This is a genomic window from Citrobacter sp. wls717 (genome assembly GCF_005280955.1).
GTDB lineage: Bacteria > Pseudomonadota > Gammaproteobacteria > Enterobacterales > Enterobacteriaceae > Citrobacter > Citrobacter werkmanii.
The window spans coordinates 339,047-355,009 of the sequence record NZ_SZWW01000053.1; the positions used below are offsets into that span (position 1 = coordinate 339,047).

15 protein-coding genes and 1 other annotated feature are annotated in these 15,963 nt (G+C 51.0%); of the genes, 6 read left to right on the top strand and 9 right to left on the bottom strand.

Annotated features, from left to right (window positions below; all coding sequences use genetic code 11):
- Positions 1-276 precede the first annotated feature (276 nt).
- The gene (ompW, locus tag FDX09_RS21700) at positions 277-930 is read left to right on the top strand and encodes an outer membrane protein OmpW (protein WP_087856121.1); all 654 of its coding nucleotides are present in this window, start codon (positions 277-279) and stop codon (positions 928-930) included.
- 65 nt (positions 931-995) lie between these two features.
- Here the strand turns inward: ompW and FDX09_RS21705 are convergent, their stop codons facing one another.
- Positions 996-2,630, bottom strand: coding sequence for a phosphoethanolamine transferase (locus tag FDX09_RS21705; RefSeq protein ID WP_349290612.1), 1,635 nt, complete (start codon positions 2,628-2,630; stop codon positions 996-998).
- Between the two features lie 648 nt (positions 2,631-3,278).
- Between FDX09_RS21705 and FDX09_RS21710 the strand changes: the two genes are divergently transcribed.
- A complete protein-coding gene (locus tag FDX09_RS21710) occupies positions 3,279-3,551 on the top strand; it encodes a hypothetical protein (RefSeq protein WP_085048093.1) in 273 nt (90 codons plus the stop codon).
- 185 nt (positions 3,552-3,736) lie between these two features.
- Positions 3,737-5,209: a GGDEF domain-containing protein gene (locus FDX09_RS21715; RefSeq protein WP_085048094.1), complete on the top strand. Its 1,473-nt coding sequence runs from the start codon at positions 3,737-3,739 to the stop codon at positions 5,207-5,209.
- A 32-nt stretch (positions 5,210-5,241) separates the two neighbouring features.
- Here the strand turns inward: FDX09_RS21715 and trpA are convergent, their stop codons facing one another.
- The 6 genes from trpA to trpL form a co-directional block, all read right to left on the bottom strand.
- Positions 5,242-6,048 carry a tryptophan synthase subunit alpha gene (gene trpA, locus FDX09_RS21720; protein WP_085048095.1) on the bottom strand — a complete coding sequence of 269 codons (807 nt, stop codon included), beginning with the start codon at positions 6,046-6,048 and terminating at the stop codon, positions 5,242-5,244.
- The gene (gene trpB, locus FDX09_RS21725) at positions 6,048-7,241 is read right to left on the bottom strand and encodes a tryptophan synthase subunit beta (RefSeq protein WP_038640982.1); all 1,194 of its coding nucleotides are present in this window, start codon (positions 7,239-7,241) and stop codon (positions 6,048-6,050) included. Before trpB ends, trpA begins: the two co-directional genes overlap by 1 nt.
- Positions 7,242-7,251: 10 nt before the next feature.
- On the bottom strand, positions 7,252-8,610 hold the full coding sequence (gene trpCF, locus FDX09_RS21730; protein WP_137347888.1) for a bifunctional indole-3-glycerol-phosphate synthase TrpC/phosphoribosylanthranilate isomerase TrpF: 1,359 nt from the start codon (positions 8,608-8,610) through the stop codon (positions 7,252-7,254).
- Between the two features lie 3 nt (positions 8,611-8,613).
- Complete coding sequence (gene trpD, locus FDX09_RS21735) at positions 8,614-10,209, bottom strand: bifunctional anthranilate synthase glutamate amidotransferase component TrpG/anthranilate phosphoribosyltransferase TrpD (RefSeq protein ID WP_038640980.1); 1,596 nt, start codon at positions 10,207-10,209, stop codon at positions 8,614-8,616.
- Entirely contained in the window at positions 10,209-11,771 is a 1,563-nt protein-coding gene (trpE, locus tag FDX09_RS21740; protein WP_137347847.1) for an anthranilate synthase component I, read from the bottom strand. Before trpE ends, trpD begins: the two co-directional genes overlap by 1 nt.
- Positions 11,772-11,794: 23 nt before the next feature.
- Positions 11,795-11,889: a sequence feature (Trp leader region), on the bottom strand.
- Complete coding sequence (gene trpL / locus FDX09_RS21745; protein WP_012905981.1) at positions 11,866-11,910, bottom strand: trp operon leader peptide; 45 nt, start codon at positions 11,908-11,910, stop codon at positions 11,866-11,868. It overlaps the preceding feature by 24 nt.
- 123 nt (positions 11,911-12,033) lie before the next feature.
- Between trpL and rnm the strand changes: the two genes are divergently transcribed.
- The 3 genes from rnm to rluB all read left to right on the top strand — a co-directional run bounded on the left by rnm (position 12,034) and on the right by rluB (position 14,517).
- A complete protein-coding gene (gene rnm / locus FDX09_RS21750; RefSeq protein ID WP_137347848.1) occupies positions 12,034-12,924 on the top strand; it encodes an RNase AM in 891 nt (296 codons plus the stop codon).
- The gene (locus FDX09_RS21755) at positions 12,921-13,541 is read left to right on the top strand and encodes an L-threonylcarbamoyladenylate synthase (protein ID WP_042308069.1); all 621 of its coding nucleotides are present in this window, start codon (positions 12,921-12,923) and stop codon (positions 13,539-13,541) included. Before rnm ends, FDX09_RS21755 begins: the two co-directional genes overlap by 4 nt.
- Before the next feature lie 100 nt (positions 13,542-13,641).
- Positions 13,642-14,517, top strand: coding sequence for a 23S rRNA pseudouridine(2605) synthase RluB (rluB, locus tag FDX09_RS21760; RefSeq protein WP_038640972.1), 876 nt, complete (start codon positions 13,642-13,644; stop codon positions 14,515-14,517).
- Positions 14,518-14,600: 83 nt separating this feature from the next.
- On the opposite strand, the gene cobO is transcribed toward rluB, so the two are convergent.
- Both cobO and FDX09_RS21770 read right to left on the bottom strand, forming a co-directional pair.
- Positions 14,601-15,191, bottom strand: a complete 591-nt coding sequence (gene cobO, locus FDX09_RS21765; RefSeq protein ID WP_069324977.1) for a cob(I)yrinic acid a,c-diamide adenosyltransferase — start codon at positions 15,189-15,191, stop codon at positions 14,601-14,603.
- Positions 15,188-15,949, bottom strand: coding sequence for a YciK family oxidoreductase (locus FDX09_RS21770; protein ID WP_038640968.1), 762 nt, complete (start codon positions 15,947-15,949; stop codon positions 15,188-15,190). The genes cobO and FDX09_RS21770 overlap by 4 nt, the downstream gene beginning before the upstream one ends.
- Positions 15,950-15,963 lie beyond the last annotated feature (14 nt).

The window sequence follows — 15,963 nt, forward strand, 5'->3', positions numbered from 1 at the left end:
CTATCACTTCAGCGTTATGCAGGAACGCTGGTTGTTCTCTGCGCATCATGGGCAAATAAGCAACGCTTGTCATCAGCGAGTATCGGATACTTGCATGGCGAAAATATATCAAAATTGATCTGAATTAATTTAACCAGGATTTTGAATGCAAGTTCTAACTTAATCTGGATCAATAAATGTTAAATTATCAAAGTCAATGTGATCCAGGTAAGATCACTTATTACTCCAATGTGGGTATATTTGTTCCGCTTTTATAACCATAACGATGGAGCGGACATGAAAAAATTAACAGTTGCAGCAGTGGCTTTAACAACTCTTCTCTCTGGTAACGCATTTGCGCATGAGGCTGGAGAATTCTTCATTCGTGCGGGTTCTGCCACCGTCAGGCCGACGGAAGGCGCGGGGGGGACGCTGGGAAGCTTAGGTGGCTTTGATGTCAGTAATAACACCCAGTTGGGTCTGACATTCACCTACATGGCAACCGACAATATCGGTGTTGAATTACTGGCAGCCACGCCGTTCCGTCACAAAATTGGGACTGCCGCGACGGGCGATATTGCCACTGTTCACCATTTACCGCCGACATTAATGGCACAGTGGTACTTCGGTGATTCCAGCAGCAAATTGCGTCCTTACGTTGGTGTTGGTGTGAACTACACCACCTTCTTCGACGAAGGCTTTAACAACAACGGTAAGGAAGCCGGATTATCGGACCTGAGCCTGAAAGATTCCTGGGGTGCGGCAGGGCAAGTCGGTATGGACTATCTGATTAACCGCGACTGGCTGATTAACATGTCGGTCTGGTACATGGATATCGATACGACAGCGAAGTACAAATCTAATGGCGCAGTTCTTCCTCAAGCCCGTTATAGCGACAGCGTACGTCTCGATCCGTGGGTGTTTATGTTCTCTGCGGGTTATCGTTTTTAAATTTTTTTGCAAAACCTTTCGGCAAAACTGGTCATTTGATGACCAGTTTTGCCAACTCTTCAGCATTAACGAACATCATTCCAATGGTATTTTTTACCCGTTGTGTCCATGATGAAAATCTCCTTTTGGTAGTTTATTAACCAGGATTTCATAGACTTTTTCGCGTTGCCCTGACGATGGATGCCAAGCCACAATTCTGCAAGAGAGTTAAGATCATCGGCAGACCACGGCGTATTATAATCTCCAGTGAACTTTGTTTTCTCATCGACTAAATGGCTGTACCAAATATACATCGGGATTTGTAATGCCTCTTTAGGCGGTCTAACACCACCATGAGAATAAACCACCGAGCGAGCAGGCTCACGGATCAGCGCATGATCGGAAAAATACATTACTGATGAGCGAGTGTTTTCCAGCGCATTGAATATAGTACCCATCAGTTCATCAGTATAGCGAATTGAGTTATCATAACAATCGTCAGCTTTACTCTGGCCAAATAAGACAGTATGACTTTCTGGAAAACGTTGACAGGAAGGTTCATGACTGCCATATAAATGCAGGACAATAAGTTTCTTACCTGGCTTCTGCAATGCCTTATGTAATAACGGTAACAACGCCTCATCATAGCCATATTCTATCCATTCATGCTGATGTGCATTCATGGCAATCCCGGTAATTATATTGTTATGCGCCCCTCCATTTCCCTGGCGACTGTACCAGTATGTATCATAGCCAGCCTGGTTGGTGATATTAATAATATTATCGCTGTAATTACGCGGGTGACGGGCTTGCACTGAGTCAGCAGTAAGTGCCAGGGGGACGGCCATGATTGTTACCGGTGCAGGCGCAATCGCGTTATGAAACAGTAATAGTTGCTGCTTTTGTTTGATAAGTTCAGGGGTGGTATCCCTTGTGTATCCATATATCCCCATATTTAACGCACGCGCAGATTCCCCGACGATCAGTATATAGTTTTCGATCCCTGTATCAGTTACTGTTATCTTATAATTGGGAATGTTTGTACCGATATCAGAAATTATGGCGTTATCTTGCATAGCCTGCATGAACTCTTTTCCGGTACTTACTGGAGTAGAGCGGATGACTCGTTGCACCAGACTTTCAACATTACTTTTCCTTATCTGGTGGAGATAAGCTTGCGAAAACAAAAAGAAAATTATTAAGCCCAAAATAACTATTGGGTAATGACGAAATCGATAGGGTACAGGTCTCGCGCCAGTGTTTATAGAGTAAATAAAAAACATTACAAGTGTAAAGAACGTAACACAGTCGCGCCAATATAATCTCAGCATCGCTATTGCTTCACTGGGAGTTGTGTTCAACACACTTAACGCAAATCCATAACTGAATTCTGAGTTGTAATTATTCCAGGCATGCAATTGAAGAGTGATATCAGCTGCGACGGGTATTAAAATTAAAGCAGCCAGAATATTTCTGAAAAAGACATACTGTAGGCATCGTAATGAAAGCATGATCATGAAAAAAACAAGCGTCCGATTAATCACAGTGTTATATTTTGCAGTTAATATATTAACACTGGCAATAATTAACACGGAAATAATTAGCGGAATAATTTTAAGTGGACGTAAACCACTTCTGACCATTTGAAGGTTAAATTGGATAGACATGATTTTTAATTTATGGACCCAGATATCCTGACAAACAAAATATGTTTTAAACATAAGAATTTTCTTCTTATGTGCTTTTATTGTTTACTTATGCAATTATTGAGGGTGAATAAATTACATGTAGCAACCTCACAGACCTGTCTCAGGTGTGAACGCCGTTATGTCGTTTTATTCAATGCTATTTAGTCGTTATCCTGTGGTTTGATCCCTTTGGCTTTCTGAATATTTTTAAAAGGTGAATTTGAGTTAAGTGCAAATAGTCCTGGGGCATCCTGCATTTATAAACAATTAATTCACGCGTTAATAACATGACCTAAGTGAAATTGTTATGGCCTTGCAAAAATAACGCTATTACTCTGACACTATAATGATTTTAGTCTTGATGAGCCAATGTAATATTCACATTTAATATGATATCTATGTAAATCATTACTAAAACTTTATGATATTGATGCGTTCAGCGTTTCGCTGCTCATCTCTTAAACATTGCAAACAACGGCAACATCTCAGATCGAATGTGGGATGGGCAGAGCTATTCGCTACCTATGAATATGTTCTGTAAAAATACGAGGATACCGTGCCCGGTTTCAGCCATAACTGTGAAGGCTGTGATTAAGATTTGCCCCCTGAATCGTCAGTGGCGTATTTCTCTTCTTCGATGTAATGCTACTCTTTAAGCAAACTGGCTTTGGGGTATTGACGATGCTAACCCGCCATCAACTCCAACAAAAAATCACGCTTCTGGAACCGTTCACCGGCGATGATACGGCCGAGTTTGCCGTAAGCGTGGCTCGTGAGCTGCTGAATTACATGGATAAAATGGAGATTCTGGAGAAACTTATGGCCACTCCGGTTAAACTGCCTTATTGCAGCGCCAGCCCGGTTTGTGAGATTGAAGCGGGGTACGCCGCCGGTGTGAACGACTGCCGTGAGGCTATCCGTCGGGCGGGGTATCCCATTGAAGGCGATGCTTAGTTTGCATTTATGTTAACAAATATGTGCTTTTGTTGTATAAATCGGTAACTTCAGCGCGCGCAACGGCGAGCTTTTGACTCATCAGCGAAGGGGCGGTAAATATTCTCAATCAACGTACAGCGCAGTTATGCAACAACATAAACGGGTAACCGGTTTGGCAATATGTTAACTAGCAGGGTGGACTCGTGAAGATTGTGCAGGATAAGCTCAGAAACAGGCAGGCATTGCTGGTATCAGGGCTCATTACGTTGATATTTACTTCGTTATTTCTGTTTATTATCTATGAGCAGCGGATAGCGGCAGCCAGTGAAGGTGTTAATCGCCTGCAAGCGCGCATGATGGACATTTTTAACGATAACGAGTTGATCGCCGACGCGATTGGCGAGCGCTATCACCATATCAAAACGGGCGAGCAATGTGGCGAAATTTCACAATTTGTTCCCCGCAATGAAGATGAATGGGGCATTAACGCCGACCCAAAGCGGCTGCATTCGGCGACGGGGACAATTATTGCCCAGCGAACCAGTCATAATGCGTTGTGTATGTATACGGCGGCGGAGTTTATTCGCGGGATGGTCAATGAGCTAAACCCGGGGAGCTTCGATGCGCATCGTTACATTATCGCCAAAAACTCAGATTATTTTTACTGGTTTATGGCTTCCGATTCGCGCAATTTCAGCTTCTCCAATTCTGAAATGGCGCGGGATATCACCAACTTTTTCTATCCACCTGTCGATTTCTATACCCGACTGTTGCAAAAAAACGTCAAAAACAAAGCCCTTAGTTCAACGAACTTCTATACCGATAAAATTACCGGTGAAAAAGCTTACAGCGTGGTGAGCTATATCTACGATCTGTCGGGTAAAGAGATATCAGACCAAATCGTGGCCTATCTGGTCTATGACCATTCAAAGCCGGAATTGCAGGAAGCGTTGGCTCAAGCCTTTGACTACCACCTTCCACCTGAGCTGAATGTGGAGTTGGTGAATTTGACCAACAATGAGAGCCTTTGTTTATCCGGCAGATGTACAGGCCAGTCCCGCTATATGGTGCGCAACTTTTCGGAGAAATATGCGCTGCACTATTCGCTGTCATTAGGCCGTTTTATGGTGCGTGATTCGCATGCCGGAATTGTGATCCTGCTGGCGCCGTTCTTCTTCGTCATCATCAGTTTCTCACTAAAATCCTGGCTGAATGAAAGCGACCTCAAGGTTTATATCGACACGCTGACCGGTTGTTTTAACCGCCGAATTCTCGACATCATCAAGCGTCGTGATTTATCGCACTGCTCGGTGGTGTTACTGGATTGCAATAAGTTCAAGGCTGTCAATGATACCTGGGGCCATGCGGCAGGTGACCGGGCGCTGCAAATTATCGCTAACCGAATGCTGTCTAACACCCGAACCAGCCACGATATTGTGATTCGTACCGGCGGGGATGAGTTTATGATCCTGCTGTTTCGCTCGCAGGCAAGTGACGCTAAGGCAATTGCGCAACGCATTAGCGGGCAGGTGACCAGCCATGTGTTTGTGGTGGACGGTCATACCGTGCCATTGTCAGTGTCGTGGGGGATTGCGGAAGTGAACGGCGAGCTGGATGTGGCAATTCAGAATGCGGATAACGCCATGTACAAAATGAAGAACACCAAAGAAGGGTAAAACCGCCAGAAGTCTCTGGCGGTTGATTTAGCTTAGTAAGGCGTGGCCGCTTTCATTGCGCTGACAAAGGCTTTCAGCTCAGCCAGCATCTGCTCAGGTGCGGCAACATTCTTCTCAATGATTTTCACAATCGCTGAGCCGGAAATTGCCCCGGCAGCACCGGCTTCAATCGCGCCGGTGACCTGGTCAGGCGCTGAGATACCAAATCCCTGTAATGACGGAGGAGCACCGTATTCTTTCAGTTTTTCCACCAGATGATGGAGCGGTAACGCCGCACGATTTTCAGCACCGGTCACGCCAGCACGTGAAAGCAGATAGGTATAGCCGCGACCGTAAGAGGCAATCTGGCGGAGCAGTTCTTCATCAGCGTTAGGGGGGCAGATGAAAATAGGTGCAATGTTGTGGCGGAGTGCCGCAGTTCTGAATGGTCCAGACTCCTCAACAGGCACATCTGCCACCAAAACAGAATCCACACCGACTTTCTCGCACTGAGCGTAGAATTCGTCAATACCCTTGCTGAACACCAGGTTGGCATACATCAGCAGACCAATTGGAATGGTAGGGTGTTTCTGACGAATCAATGCCAGCATCTCAAAGCATTGTGACGGTGTCACGCCCGCGGCGAATGCCCGCAGTGTGGCTTCCTGTATGGTCGGACCGTCCGCCAGCGGATCGGAGAATGGAATGCCTAGCTCAAGCGCATCAGCACCGGCTTCAATCAGCGTATCAATGATTTTCAGTGACTGCTCAACCGACGGATCGCCCAGGGTTACGAAGGGGACAAAAGCACCTTCTTTGCGGTCCTTCAACTGTGCAAAAAGATTTTCGTAACGTTCCATCAGATTTCCCCTCGCGCTTTCAGAATATCGTGTACGGTGAAAATGTCTTTGTCGCCGCGACCGGAGAGATTTACCACCAGTAACTGCTCTTTTTCCGGATTTTCACGCATCATTTTCAGGGCGTGTGCCAGGGCATGGGAGGACTCCAGCGCCGGGATAATCCCCTCATGTAAACACAGCGTTTTGAAGGCTTCCAGCGCTTCATCGTCGGTGATTGAGACATAATCGGCGCGACCGATGCTGTTCAGGTATGCATGCTGCGGCCCGACAGACGGGAAATCCAGACCTGCGGAAATAGAGTAAGACTCTTCAATCTGTCCTTCTTCGGTCTGCATCATCGGGGATTTCATGCCAAAGTAAATTCCGACACGACCGTGTTTTAACGGTGCGCCGTGTTCACCGGATTCGATCCCGTGACCGCCTGGCTCTACGCCAATCAGACCGACGCTGGTTTCATTAATAAAATCGGCAAACATACCAATGGCGTTAGAACCACCGCCCACGCAGGCGATAACAGCGTCCGGCAAACGACCTTCTTTTTCCAGGATCTGCGCTTTTGTTTCTTCGCCGATCATGCGCTGGAATTCACGTACAATGGTCGGGAAGGGATGCGGTCCTGCCGCCGTCCCGAGCATATAGTGCGCGGTATCGTAGCTGCCAGACCAGTCGCGCAGGGCTTCGTTACAGGCATCCTTCAGCGTTGCAGAACCGCTATGAACAGGAATGACTTCTGCCCCCATCAGACGCATACGGAAAACGTTAGGCGACTGACGCTCAACGTCTTTCGCACCCATATAAATACGGCACTTCAGACCCAGCAGCGCACTGGCTAGCGCCGATGCGACGCCGTGCTGACCTGCGCCGGTTTCGGCGATGATTTCCGTTTTCCCCATACGCTTCGCCAGTAACGCCTGACCCAACACCTGGTTAGTTTTGTGCGCGCCGCCGTGCAGTAAATCTTCACGCTTAAGATACAGCGTGGTGTTGGTCCCGTGAGTAATGTTCTGGCATTTGGTCAGCGCGGTTGGACGACCAGCATAGTTTTTCAGCAGATCGGTAAACTGCGCCTGAAACTCAGGATCTTTTTGCGCGCTGACGAAAGCTTCTTCCAGTTGACGCAGAGCAGGCATCAGAATTTGTGGCACATACATACCGCCAAATTCACCAAAGTACGGATTGAGTAATGTTGTCATGTCCTTTTCCTTAATATGCGCGCAGCGTCTGAAAGACCGAAGCCAGAAGTCGTGCATCTTTGATGCCCGGCTGTGACTCTACGCCAGAATTAAAATCGAGCCCGGCACAGCCGGTTTTTGCCGCATTGACACAGTTATCAGCGCCAAGTCCGCCAGCCAGTAAAACGTTTTCCAGCGATTGCCCGCCTAAAAGCGACCAGTCGAAGCGTTGACCGCTACCACCCTGGCCGTTGTCGAACACGTATTTATCGACATGCTGATAATTCCGGTCTGGCAACGTTTCGCCAACACTCAGCGCTTTCCAGATTTGCACCTGTTTGGGCAGCGCATCGCGCAGCGCGTCAACATAGGTCTGATCTTCGCTCCCATGCAGTTGCACCGCAGTCAGTCCCAGGGCCAACGCTTTATCGCGCACCTCGGTAATCTCGGTGTTGCGGAACACGCCGACATACTGTAATGGCGCGCCGCTCATGACTTCCCGCGCCTGCTCAACGCTAATCGCGCGCGGAGATGAGGGCACGAAAATCAACCCGCCATATATGGCGCCCGCTTCATATGCCGCGTTTGCATCCTGAGCCCGGGTTAAACCGCAGACTTTGTTCTCGCCAAGCAGAACCCGACGCACAGCGGCGTGCAGGTCATCATGCGACATCAGCGCAGAGCCAATCAGAAAACCGTTGGCGAAGTGGCTGAGTTCGCGTACCTGGCCGTAGGTATTAATACCGGACTCGCTGATGACGGTTACGCCATGGCCCAGACGTGGCGCCAGTTGGCGGGTGCGATTCAGATCAATCGACAGGTCACGTAAATCGCGGTTGTTAATACCGACGACTTTCGCGCCAAGCGCAATCGCGCGTTCCAGTTCTTCTTCGTTGCTGACCTCGGTCAGAACACCCATTTTCAGGCTATGGGCCACGGCGGCGAGTTGACGATATTGCTCATCATCCAGTACTGACAGCATCAGCAGGCAGGCGTCCGCCTGGTAGAAACGCGCCAGGTATATCTGGTAAGGATCGATAATAAAGTCCTTACACAGGATGGGTTGCGACGCGATACGGCTGACGATGGGCAGGAAATCAAAGCTGCCCTGGAAATATTTTTCATCGGTCAGTACGGAAATCGCTGATGCATAATGTTTATACACGTCCGCAATCTGTGCCGGGTCGAAGTCATCACGGATCACACCTTTCGATGGCGAGGCTTTTTTGCACTCCAGAATAAAGGCGGTACGTGCGCCTTGCAGCGCATCGTAGAAATCACGAGCGCTGGGTTGTACGTCATTCTGAAAACTGGCCAGCGGTTGTTGCTGTTTACGGGCTTCTACCCAAATCGCCTTGTCAGCGACAATTTTCGCTAAAACGGTTTGCATCATTTACCCTCTTGCTGCCAGCGCAGTAACACGGTCGTAGGCCGCGCCGCTACGCAGCACATTAATCACGGTTTGCGCATTAGTTTTTAAATCTTCTTCACCGTGCAGGCGCATTAACATGGCGACATTCGCGGCAACGGCTGCTTCGTGAGCGGCTTCACCTTTACCTTGTAACAAGCGACTAAGAATGTCACGGTTTTCTTCCGGCGTACCGCCCGCCAGCTGTTCCTGATGGTACGGCGTCAGGCCAAAGTCTTCCGCCGTCAGTTGATAACTCTTGATTTCGCCATCATGCAGCTCTGCCACAATAGTCGGCGCATGCAGCGAAACTTCATCCATGCCGCCGCTGTGTACGACCGCGGCACGTTGATACCCCAATACGCGCAGCGTTTCGGCAATCGGCAGCACCAGTTCCGGGCTGTAAACGCCGATCAGCGCCAGCGGCGGATGCGCCGGGTTAATCAACGGACCGAGCACATTAAACAGCGTGCGGGTTTTTAACTGTTGGCGTACCGGCATGGCGTGGCGAAAACCGGTGTGGTATTTCGGTGCAAACAGGAAGCACACGCCGAGATCGTCAAGCGCCTGACGGGATTTATCGGCGTTCATGTCCAGATTAATGCCAAATGCCGCCAACAGATCCGAAGAACCCGATTTACTGGAGACGCTGCGGTTGCCGTGTTTGGCCACTTTTAGTCCACAGGCCGCCGCAACAAAGGCGCTGGCCGTGGAGATATTGATACTGTTGCTGCCGTCGCCGCCGGTACCGACAATATCGGCAAACAGATAATCAGGACGCGGGAACGGGGCGGCGTTTTCCAGCAGTGCGGTTGCCGCGCCGGCAATTTCATGCGGGTGTTCGCCACGAATTTTCATGCTCACCAGGGCCGCAGCGAGTTGTTCCGGCTTCAGTTCACCGCGTACTACGGCCGAGAACAGTTGGTGGCTTTCCTGTTGGGACAGCGTCTGAGCCTGATACAGTTTCTCCAGAATAGGTTGCAGCGTATTGGTCTGTTCGAGTTTCTGTTGCGCCCATGCCAGCGTTTGCTCCAGCAGAAGCGCGCCCTGGGTGGTGAGGATCGATTCCGGATGGAACTGGAAGCCACACACGCGGTCGGTATCGTGACGGACCGCCATCACCATGCCGTTAAAGTGGGCGTTGATGGTCAAACCGGCTGGAACGTTGCTGCCAACAAGCGAGTGGTAACGCGCTACCGGCAATGGATTTGCCAGACCGCTGAACATTGCCTGACCGTCATGTTCAATACTGGATGCTTTACCGTGCAGGATCTCTCCGGCCTGACCGACGTAGCCGCCGTAGGCTTCAACAATCGCCTGATGCCCCAGACAAATACCGATAATCGGCAGCTTACCGCGCAGGCGGGTTAACAGCTCCGGCATGCAGCCCGCTTCGCTTGGGGCACCGGGTCCCGGAGAGAGCATCAGCACCGGGTTTTTCATGGTTGCTAAGCGGTCAATTAACGTCTGGGCCGGAATATGGTTGCGGTAAATCACCACGTTGTGACCATTAGTACGCAGCTGATCCGCCAGGTTATAGGTAAATGAGTCGATGTTATCGAGCAGCAGAATGTCAGCCATTAGAAGGTCTCCTGTGCGTGGTGCGCGGTGGCGATAGCACGTAAAACCGCACGCGCTTTATTACGGGTTTCATCGGCTTCAGACTGCGGTACAGAATCCAGAACAATCCCGGCACCGGCTTGTACGGTGGCAATACCGTCTTCCACGAGTGCGGAACGAATCACAATACAGGTATCCAGATCGCCATGGGCGGTAAAGTAGCCTACCGCGCCGCCATAGCTGCCACGGCGACGACCTTCTGCCTCGGCGATAAGCTGCATGGCGCGAACTTTCGGCGCGCCGCTTAGCGTGCCCATATTCATACAGGCGCGGTACGCATGCAGCACATCCAGATCGCTACGCAGTTCGCCGACCACGCGGGAAACCAGGTGCATCACGAAGGAGTAGCGATCCACTTTGGTCAGGTCAGCAACGTAGCGGCTGCCCGGCGTGCAGATGCGCGCCAGGTCGTTACGCGCAAGGTCAACCAGCATCAGGTGCTCGGAAAGCTCTTTATGATCGGTACGCATCTCCAGCTCGATACGGCTGTCGAGATCGCGGTCCAGCGAGCCATCCGCACGGCGACCGCGCGGACGCGTCCCGGCAATCGGGTAGATCTCAATCTGCCGGCTGGTGGCATCATATTTCAGCGAGCTTTCCGGGGAGGCGCCGAACAGCGTGAAATCGTTGTCCTGCATGAAAAACATATACGGGCTGGGATTACTTTTCTTCAGCACATAGTAGGCCGCCAGCGGTGACGGGCAGGGCAATGAGAATCGGCGGGACGGAACCACCTGGAAAATCTCGCCTGCGCGAATGGCTTTTTGCATCCCGCGCACCACAGCGCCAAATTCTTCATCGCTCTGGTTACATTCGCAGCGCATCTGCGGAATTTCTGTCACGGGCAGTGGCGGAGCTGGCTCGGTAAGCTGCTGGCTCAGTTGCGCCAGACGAGCGTTCAGACGCTGTTTTTCGCCATCTCTGGGGGTAAATACGCTGGCCTGAATGCGGGTACTTTTCTTTTGGTGATCGATGACCATCAGCGTTTCAGCCAGATAGAAGCAGTAGTCCGGGCAACGGTTACCTGCTTCAAGCTGAGGTAAATCTTCAAAACCGGCGACCAGGTCATAGGAAAACAGACCGCCGAAGAACATCGCTTCACGTTCTTGCGCAGGGACGTTGACCAGTTCCTGCAATAAACGGAAAGCATCAAATACGGAAAGGGAACATAAGCGGGCGTCTTCATCCAGCAACGGGCTTACATTGGGAAATTTCAAATGGCGTATGTTCGGCTGTTGTTCGTTTTCAACGCCAGCAGGCAGCGCTGCATCCAGCAGGGGCAGCAGCGATGCGCCGTTCGCGGAGAGCGCCTTAATAGTGACAGTGTCACCCAGGGCGGTGATGCGTAACGCGCTGTCGACCAGCAACAGGCTCTTCAGATCATCTTTGCTGTTGATATCTGCAGATTCAAGCAGCAGTGTCGCTGGACGAGCGCCACATACCTGATGAAACAGCGCCGTCGGATTCTCACGGTAGGCGGCATCGCAGGTAAGCAGTTCGAGTGTCGGTTTTGGTGTTTGCATCGTTGTTCTCATTAATTTTGTTCAAAAAAAAGCCCGCTCAGTTGGCGGGCCGGGTATCTGGTTGCATATTGCAGACGTAAGACACTGCCCGAAATCAGGAAGTGCGCCACCAACCGTGCAGAACAAATGTTGCTTTCATCTCAGATACCTTCTTCATGTGAACTTGCGTACTAGTTAACTAGTTCGATGGAGTAAAGTCAACACCTGATTTCAGTAAATTTGTCGAAACCGCTATGATGGGCGTGTTACGACATTTATTGAAATGGGAGCCGCCTTGAGCGACACGAATTACGCAGTGATTTATGACCTGCACAGTCATACTACAGCCTCCGATGGGCGATTAACCCCTGAAGCCTTAGTACACCGTGCGGTAGAGATGCGAGTCGGCACACTGGCGATCACCGATCATGACACCACGGGCGGTATTGCGGCGGCAAGAGAAGAAATTTCACGTTCGGGTTTAGCGTTAAATCTGATCTCGGGCGTCGAGATTTCAACGGTGTGGGAAAATCATGAGATCCATATTGTAGGTCTGAATATAGATATTTCTCATCCATTGATGTGCGAGTTTTTGGCGCAACAAACGGAGCGCCGTCAGCAGCGCGCGCGCCTGATTGCTGAACGACTCGACAAAGCGCATATTCCCGGCGCATGGGAAGGCGCGTTGCGTCTGGCAGATGGCGGGGCGGTCACGCGGGGACATTTTGCGCGTTTTCTGGTGGAATGCGGAAAAGCCACGACTATTGCAGATGTTTTTAAAAAATACCTTGCCCGTGGGAAAACCGGTTACGTTCCGCCGCAGTGGTGTACAATAGAACAAGCTATTGATGTCATTCATCATTCTGGCGGTAAGGCAGTTCTGGCTCATCCGGGGCGGTACGATCTTAGCGCTAAGTGGCTGAAAAGACTGGTTGCATACTTCGCTGAACACCGCGGTGACGCGATGGAAGTGGCGCAGTGCCAACAGTCTCCCAATGAACGCACCCATCTGGCGACGCTTGCGCGCCAGCATCAATTGTGGGCATCGCAAGGATCTGATTTTCATCAGCCCTGCCCGTGGATTGAACTGGGTCGTAAACTCTGGTTGCCCGCAGGCGTAGAAGGCGTCTGGCAACTTTGGGAACAGCCTGAGATTCCAGAGAGGAAAGTATGAGCCAGTTTTTTTATATTCATCCCGAAAACCCGCAGCAGCGGCTGATCAATCAGGCCGTTGAAATCGTGCGTAAGGGCGGGGTGATTGTCTATCCAACCGATTCCGGCTATGCGTTGGGCTGCAAAATTGAAGATAAAGGCGCAATGGAGCGCATTTGTCGCATTCGCCACCTGCCGGACGGACACAACTTTACGCTGATGTGCCGTGACCTGTCCGAACTGTCGACCTATTCGTTTGTCGATAACGTGGCTTTTCGTTTGATTAAAAATAACACGCCGGGCAACTACACCTTTATCCTGAAAGGGACGAAAGAAGTGCCACGCCGATTGTTGCAGGAAAAACGTAAGACCATCGGCCTGCGTGTGCCGTCGAATCCGATTGCGCTGGCGCTGCTGGAAGCGCTGGGCGAACCGATGCTTTCCACGTCACTGATGCTGCCGGGCAGTGAATTTACCGAATCTGACCCGGAAGAGATTAAGGATCGTCTGGAGAAGCAGGTGGAGTTGATTATCCACGGCGGCTATCTCGGCCAGCAGCCGACCACGGTCATCGATTTAACTGACGATTCTCCGGTGGTCTTGCGTGAAGGCGTCGGCGACGTTAAACCTTTCTTATAAGGGCGTGAACCGCTATACTACGCGGCCTTAAAATGGCGCTGACTGGCGCCGTTGATTCTCCTGTTCGACGCCTGTGAAGGCGACATCTAAAGGAAGCTCTATGAGCGAAAAGTTACAAAAAGTGCTGGCGCGCGCCGGCCACGGTTCTCGCCGTGAAATTGAAACCATTATTGCCGCGGGCCGTGTGAGCGTTGATGGTAAAATTGCCACGCTCGGCGATCGCGTTGAAGTGACGCCGGGTCTGAAAATCCGTATCGACGGTCATCTGATTTCGGTTAAAGAGTCTGCGGAACAAATCTGTCGCGTTCTGGCCTATTACAAACCAGAAGGTGAACTGTGTACCCGTAACGATCCGGAAGGTCGTCCGACCGTGTTTGATCGTCTGCCAAAACTGCGCGATGCGCGCTGGATTGCCGTTGGGCGTCTGGATGTGAATACCTGCGGTTTACTGTTGTTCACTACCGACGGTGAACTGGCAAACCGTCTGATGCATCCAAGCCGTGAAGTTGAGCGTGAATATGCGGTGCGTGTGTTTGGTCAGGTTGATGACGCGAAACTGCGCGATCTGAGTCGTGGCGTACAGCTGGAAGATGGTCCGGCGGCGTTTAAAACAATCAAGTTCAGCGGTGGTGAAGGGATCAACCAGTGGTACAACGTCACGCTGACCGAAGGACGTAACCGTGAAGTACGTCGCCTGTGGGAAGCTGTAGGCGTGCAGGTAAGCCGTCTTATCCGTGTCCGTTACGGCGATATCCCGCTGCCGAAAGGGCTGCCGCGTGGCGGCTGGACGGAGCTTGATCTTGCGCAGACCAACTATTTACGTGAACTGGTGGAGCTGAAGCCGGAAACGACCTCTAAAGTTGCCGTCGAGAAAGATCGTCGTCGGATGAAAGCAAATCAGATCCGTCGTGCGGTGAAGCGCCACTCACAGGTCGGCAGCAGCCGTCGTCCGGGCGGTCGCAGCAACAACGGTTAATCATGACCAGGCCTGATAAGCAAAGCGCCATCAGGCGTTAGCGTGGAGCCGGATGCGGCGCAAGCGCCTTATCCGGCCTGCTGTCAGTAATCAATTCCCATCTGAGCTTTCACGCCCGCTTCAAACGCGTGCTTAACCGGGCGCAGCTCGCTGACCGTATCTGCTAACTCAAGAATATCGCGATGACATCCCCGACCGGTGATAATCACCGTTTGATGGGCTGGGCGCGCATTTAAGGCATTGATAACCTCTTCAAGCGGCAGATAGTCGTACGCCACCATATAGGTCAGTTCGTCCAGGATAACCATATCCAGTTGAGCGTCAGCCAGCATTCGCTTTCCATGTTCCCATACGGCCATACAGGCTGCGGTATCCGACTCGCGGTTTTGCGTGTCCCAGGTAAATCCTGTCGCCATAACCTGAAACTCTACGCCATGGGGTTCGAGTAAGTTTCGTTCACCGTTTGGCCAGGTACCTTTAATAAATTGCACCACGCCGACTTTTTTACCATGGCCCACCGCGCGCGTGGCGGTCCCGAACGCTGCGGTGGTTTTACCCTTACCGTTTCCGGTGAACACGATAATGATCCCGCGCTCATCCTTTGCAGCGGCAACGCGGGCATCAACCCGCTCTTTAACGCGCTGCTGGCGTTGCTGGTAGCGTTCTTCACTCATTGAGCTATTCCTGGTTTACGGCCCGGTTGGGCATCGAAAGTCATACCGGTTTTACGGCGGCTGTCATCGCCCATCAGCCACAGATAGAGCGGCATAATATCGGCGGGAGTTTTCAATTTTTGCGGATCTTCAGTTGGAAATGCGCTGGCTCGCATGCCGGTACGCGTACCGCCTGGATTGATACAGTTTACGCGCAGGTGACGGTTCTGATATTCATCTGCCAGAACCTGCATCATGCCTTCGGTAGCGAATTTGGAAGTGGCATACGCTCCCCAATTGGCGCGTCCCTGGCGACCGACGCTGGAAGAGGTAAAGACCAGCGATCCGGCATCGGATTTCAGCAATAGCGGCAGCAATGCCTGGGTCAGCATAAAGGTGGCATTCACATTTACCTGCATGACATCTTGCCAGACCTGCGGATTTTGTTCGCTCATCGGACAAATATCACCCAGTAATCCGGCATTATGGAGAACACCATCCAGACGTGGAAAATGTGCGGCAATGCGCTGTGCAAGCTGGTGGCATTCTTCAGACGTACAAGTGAGCAGATCCAACGTGAACCAGTGTGGCTGCGTACCGTTTTCATCGGCAATAGTGCGGGCAACCTGGCGCAGTTTTTCTTCGTTACGCCCGAGCAGAATCACGGTCGCGCCGTATCGCGCATAGGTCTGTGCGGCTTCACGTCCGATACCATCACTGGCACCGGTAATCAGAATAATGCGGTCCTGTAAAAGGTCTTGTTTAGGTTGGTAATGCACGGCTACTCCTCGGC

Coding starts and splice junctions, on each gene's coding strand:
- ompW (WP_087856121.1), top strand. CDS start 277: ATGAAAAAATTAACAGTTGCAGCAGTGGCTTTAACAACTCTTCTCTCT.
- FDX09_RS21705 (WP_349290612.1), bottom strand. CDS start 2,630: ATGTTTAAAACATATTTTGTTTGTCAGGATATCTGGGTCCATAAATTA.
- FDX09_RS21710 (WP_085048093.1), top strand. CDS start 3,279: ATGCTAACCCGCCATCAACTCCAACAAAAAATCACGCTTCTGGAACCG.
- trpA (WP_085048095.1), bottom strand. CDS start 6,048: ATGGAACGTTACGAAAATCTTTTTGCACAGTTGAAGGACCGCAAAGAA.
- trpB (WP_038640982.1), bottom strand. CDS start 7,241: ATGACAACATTACTCAATCCGTACTTTGGTGAATTTGGCGGTATGTAT.
- trpCF (WP_137347888.1), bottom strand. CDS start 8,610: ATGCAAACCGTTTTAGCGAAAATTGTCGCTGACAAGGCGATTTGGGTA.
- trpD (WP_038640980.1), bottom strand. CDS start 10,209: ATGGCTGACATTCTGCTGCTCGATAACATCGACTCATTTACCTATAAC.
- trpE (WP_137347847.1), bottom strand. CDS start 11,771: ATGCAAACACCAAAACCGACACTCGAACTGCTTACCTGCGATGCCGCC.
- rnm (WP_137347848.1), top strand. CDS start 12,034: ATGGGAGCCGCCTTGAGCGACACGAATTACGCAGTGATTTATGACCTG.
- FDX09_RS21755 (WP_042308069.1), top strand. CDS start 12,921: ATGAGCCAGTTTTTTTATATTCATCCCGAAAACCCGCAGCAGCGGCTG.
- rluB (WP_038640972.1), top strand. CDS start 13,642: ATGAGCGAAAAGTTACAAAAAGTGCTGGCGCGCGCCGGCCACGGTTCT.
- cobO (WP_069324977.1), bottom strand. CDS start 15,191: ATGAGTGAAGAACGCTACCAGCAACGCCAGCAGCGCGTTAAAGAGCGG.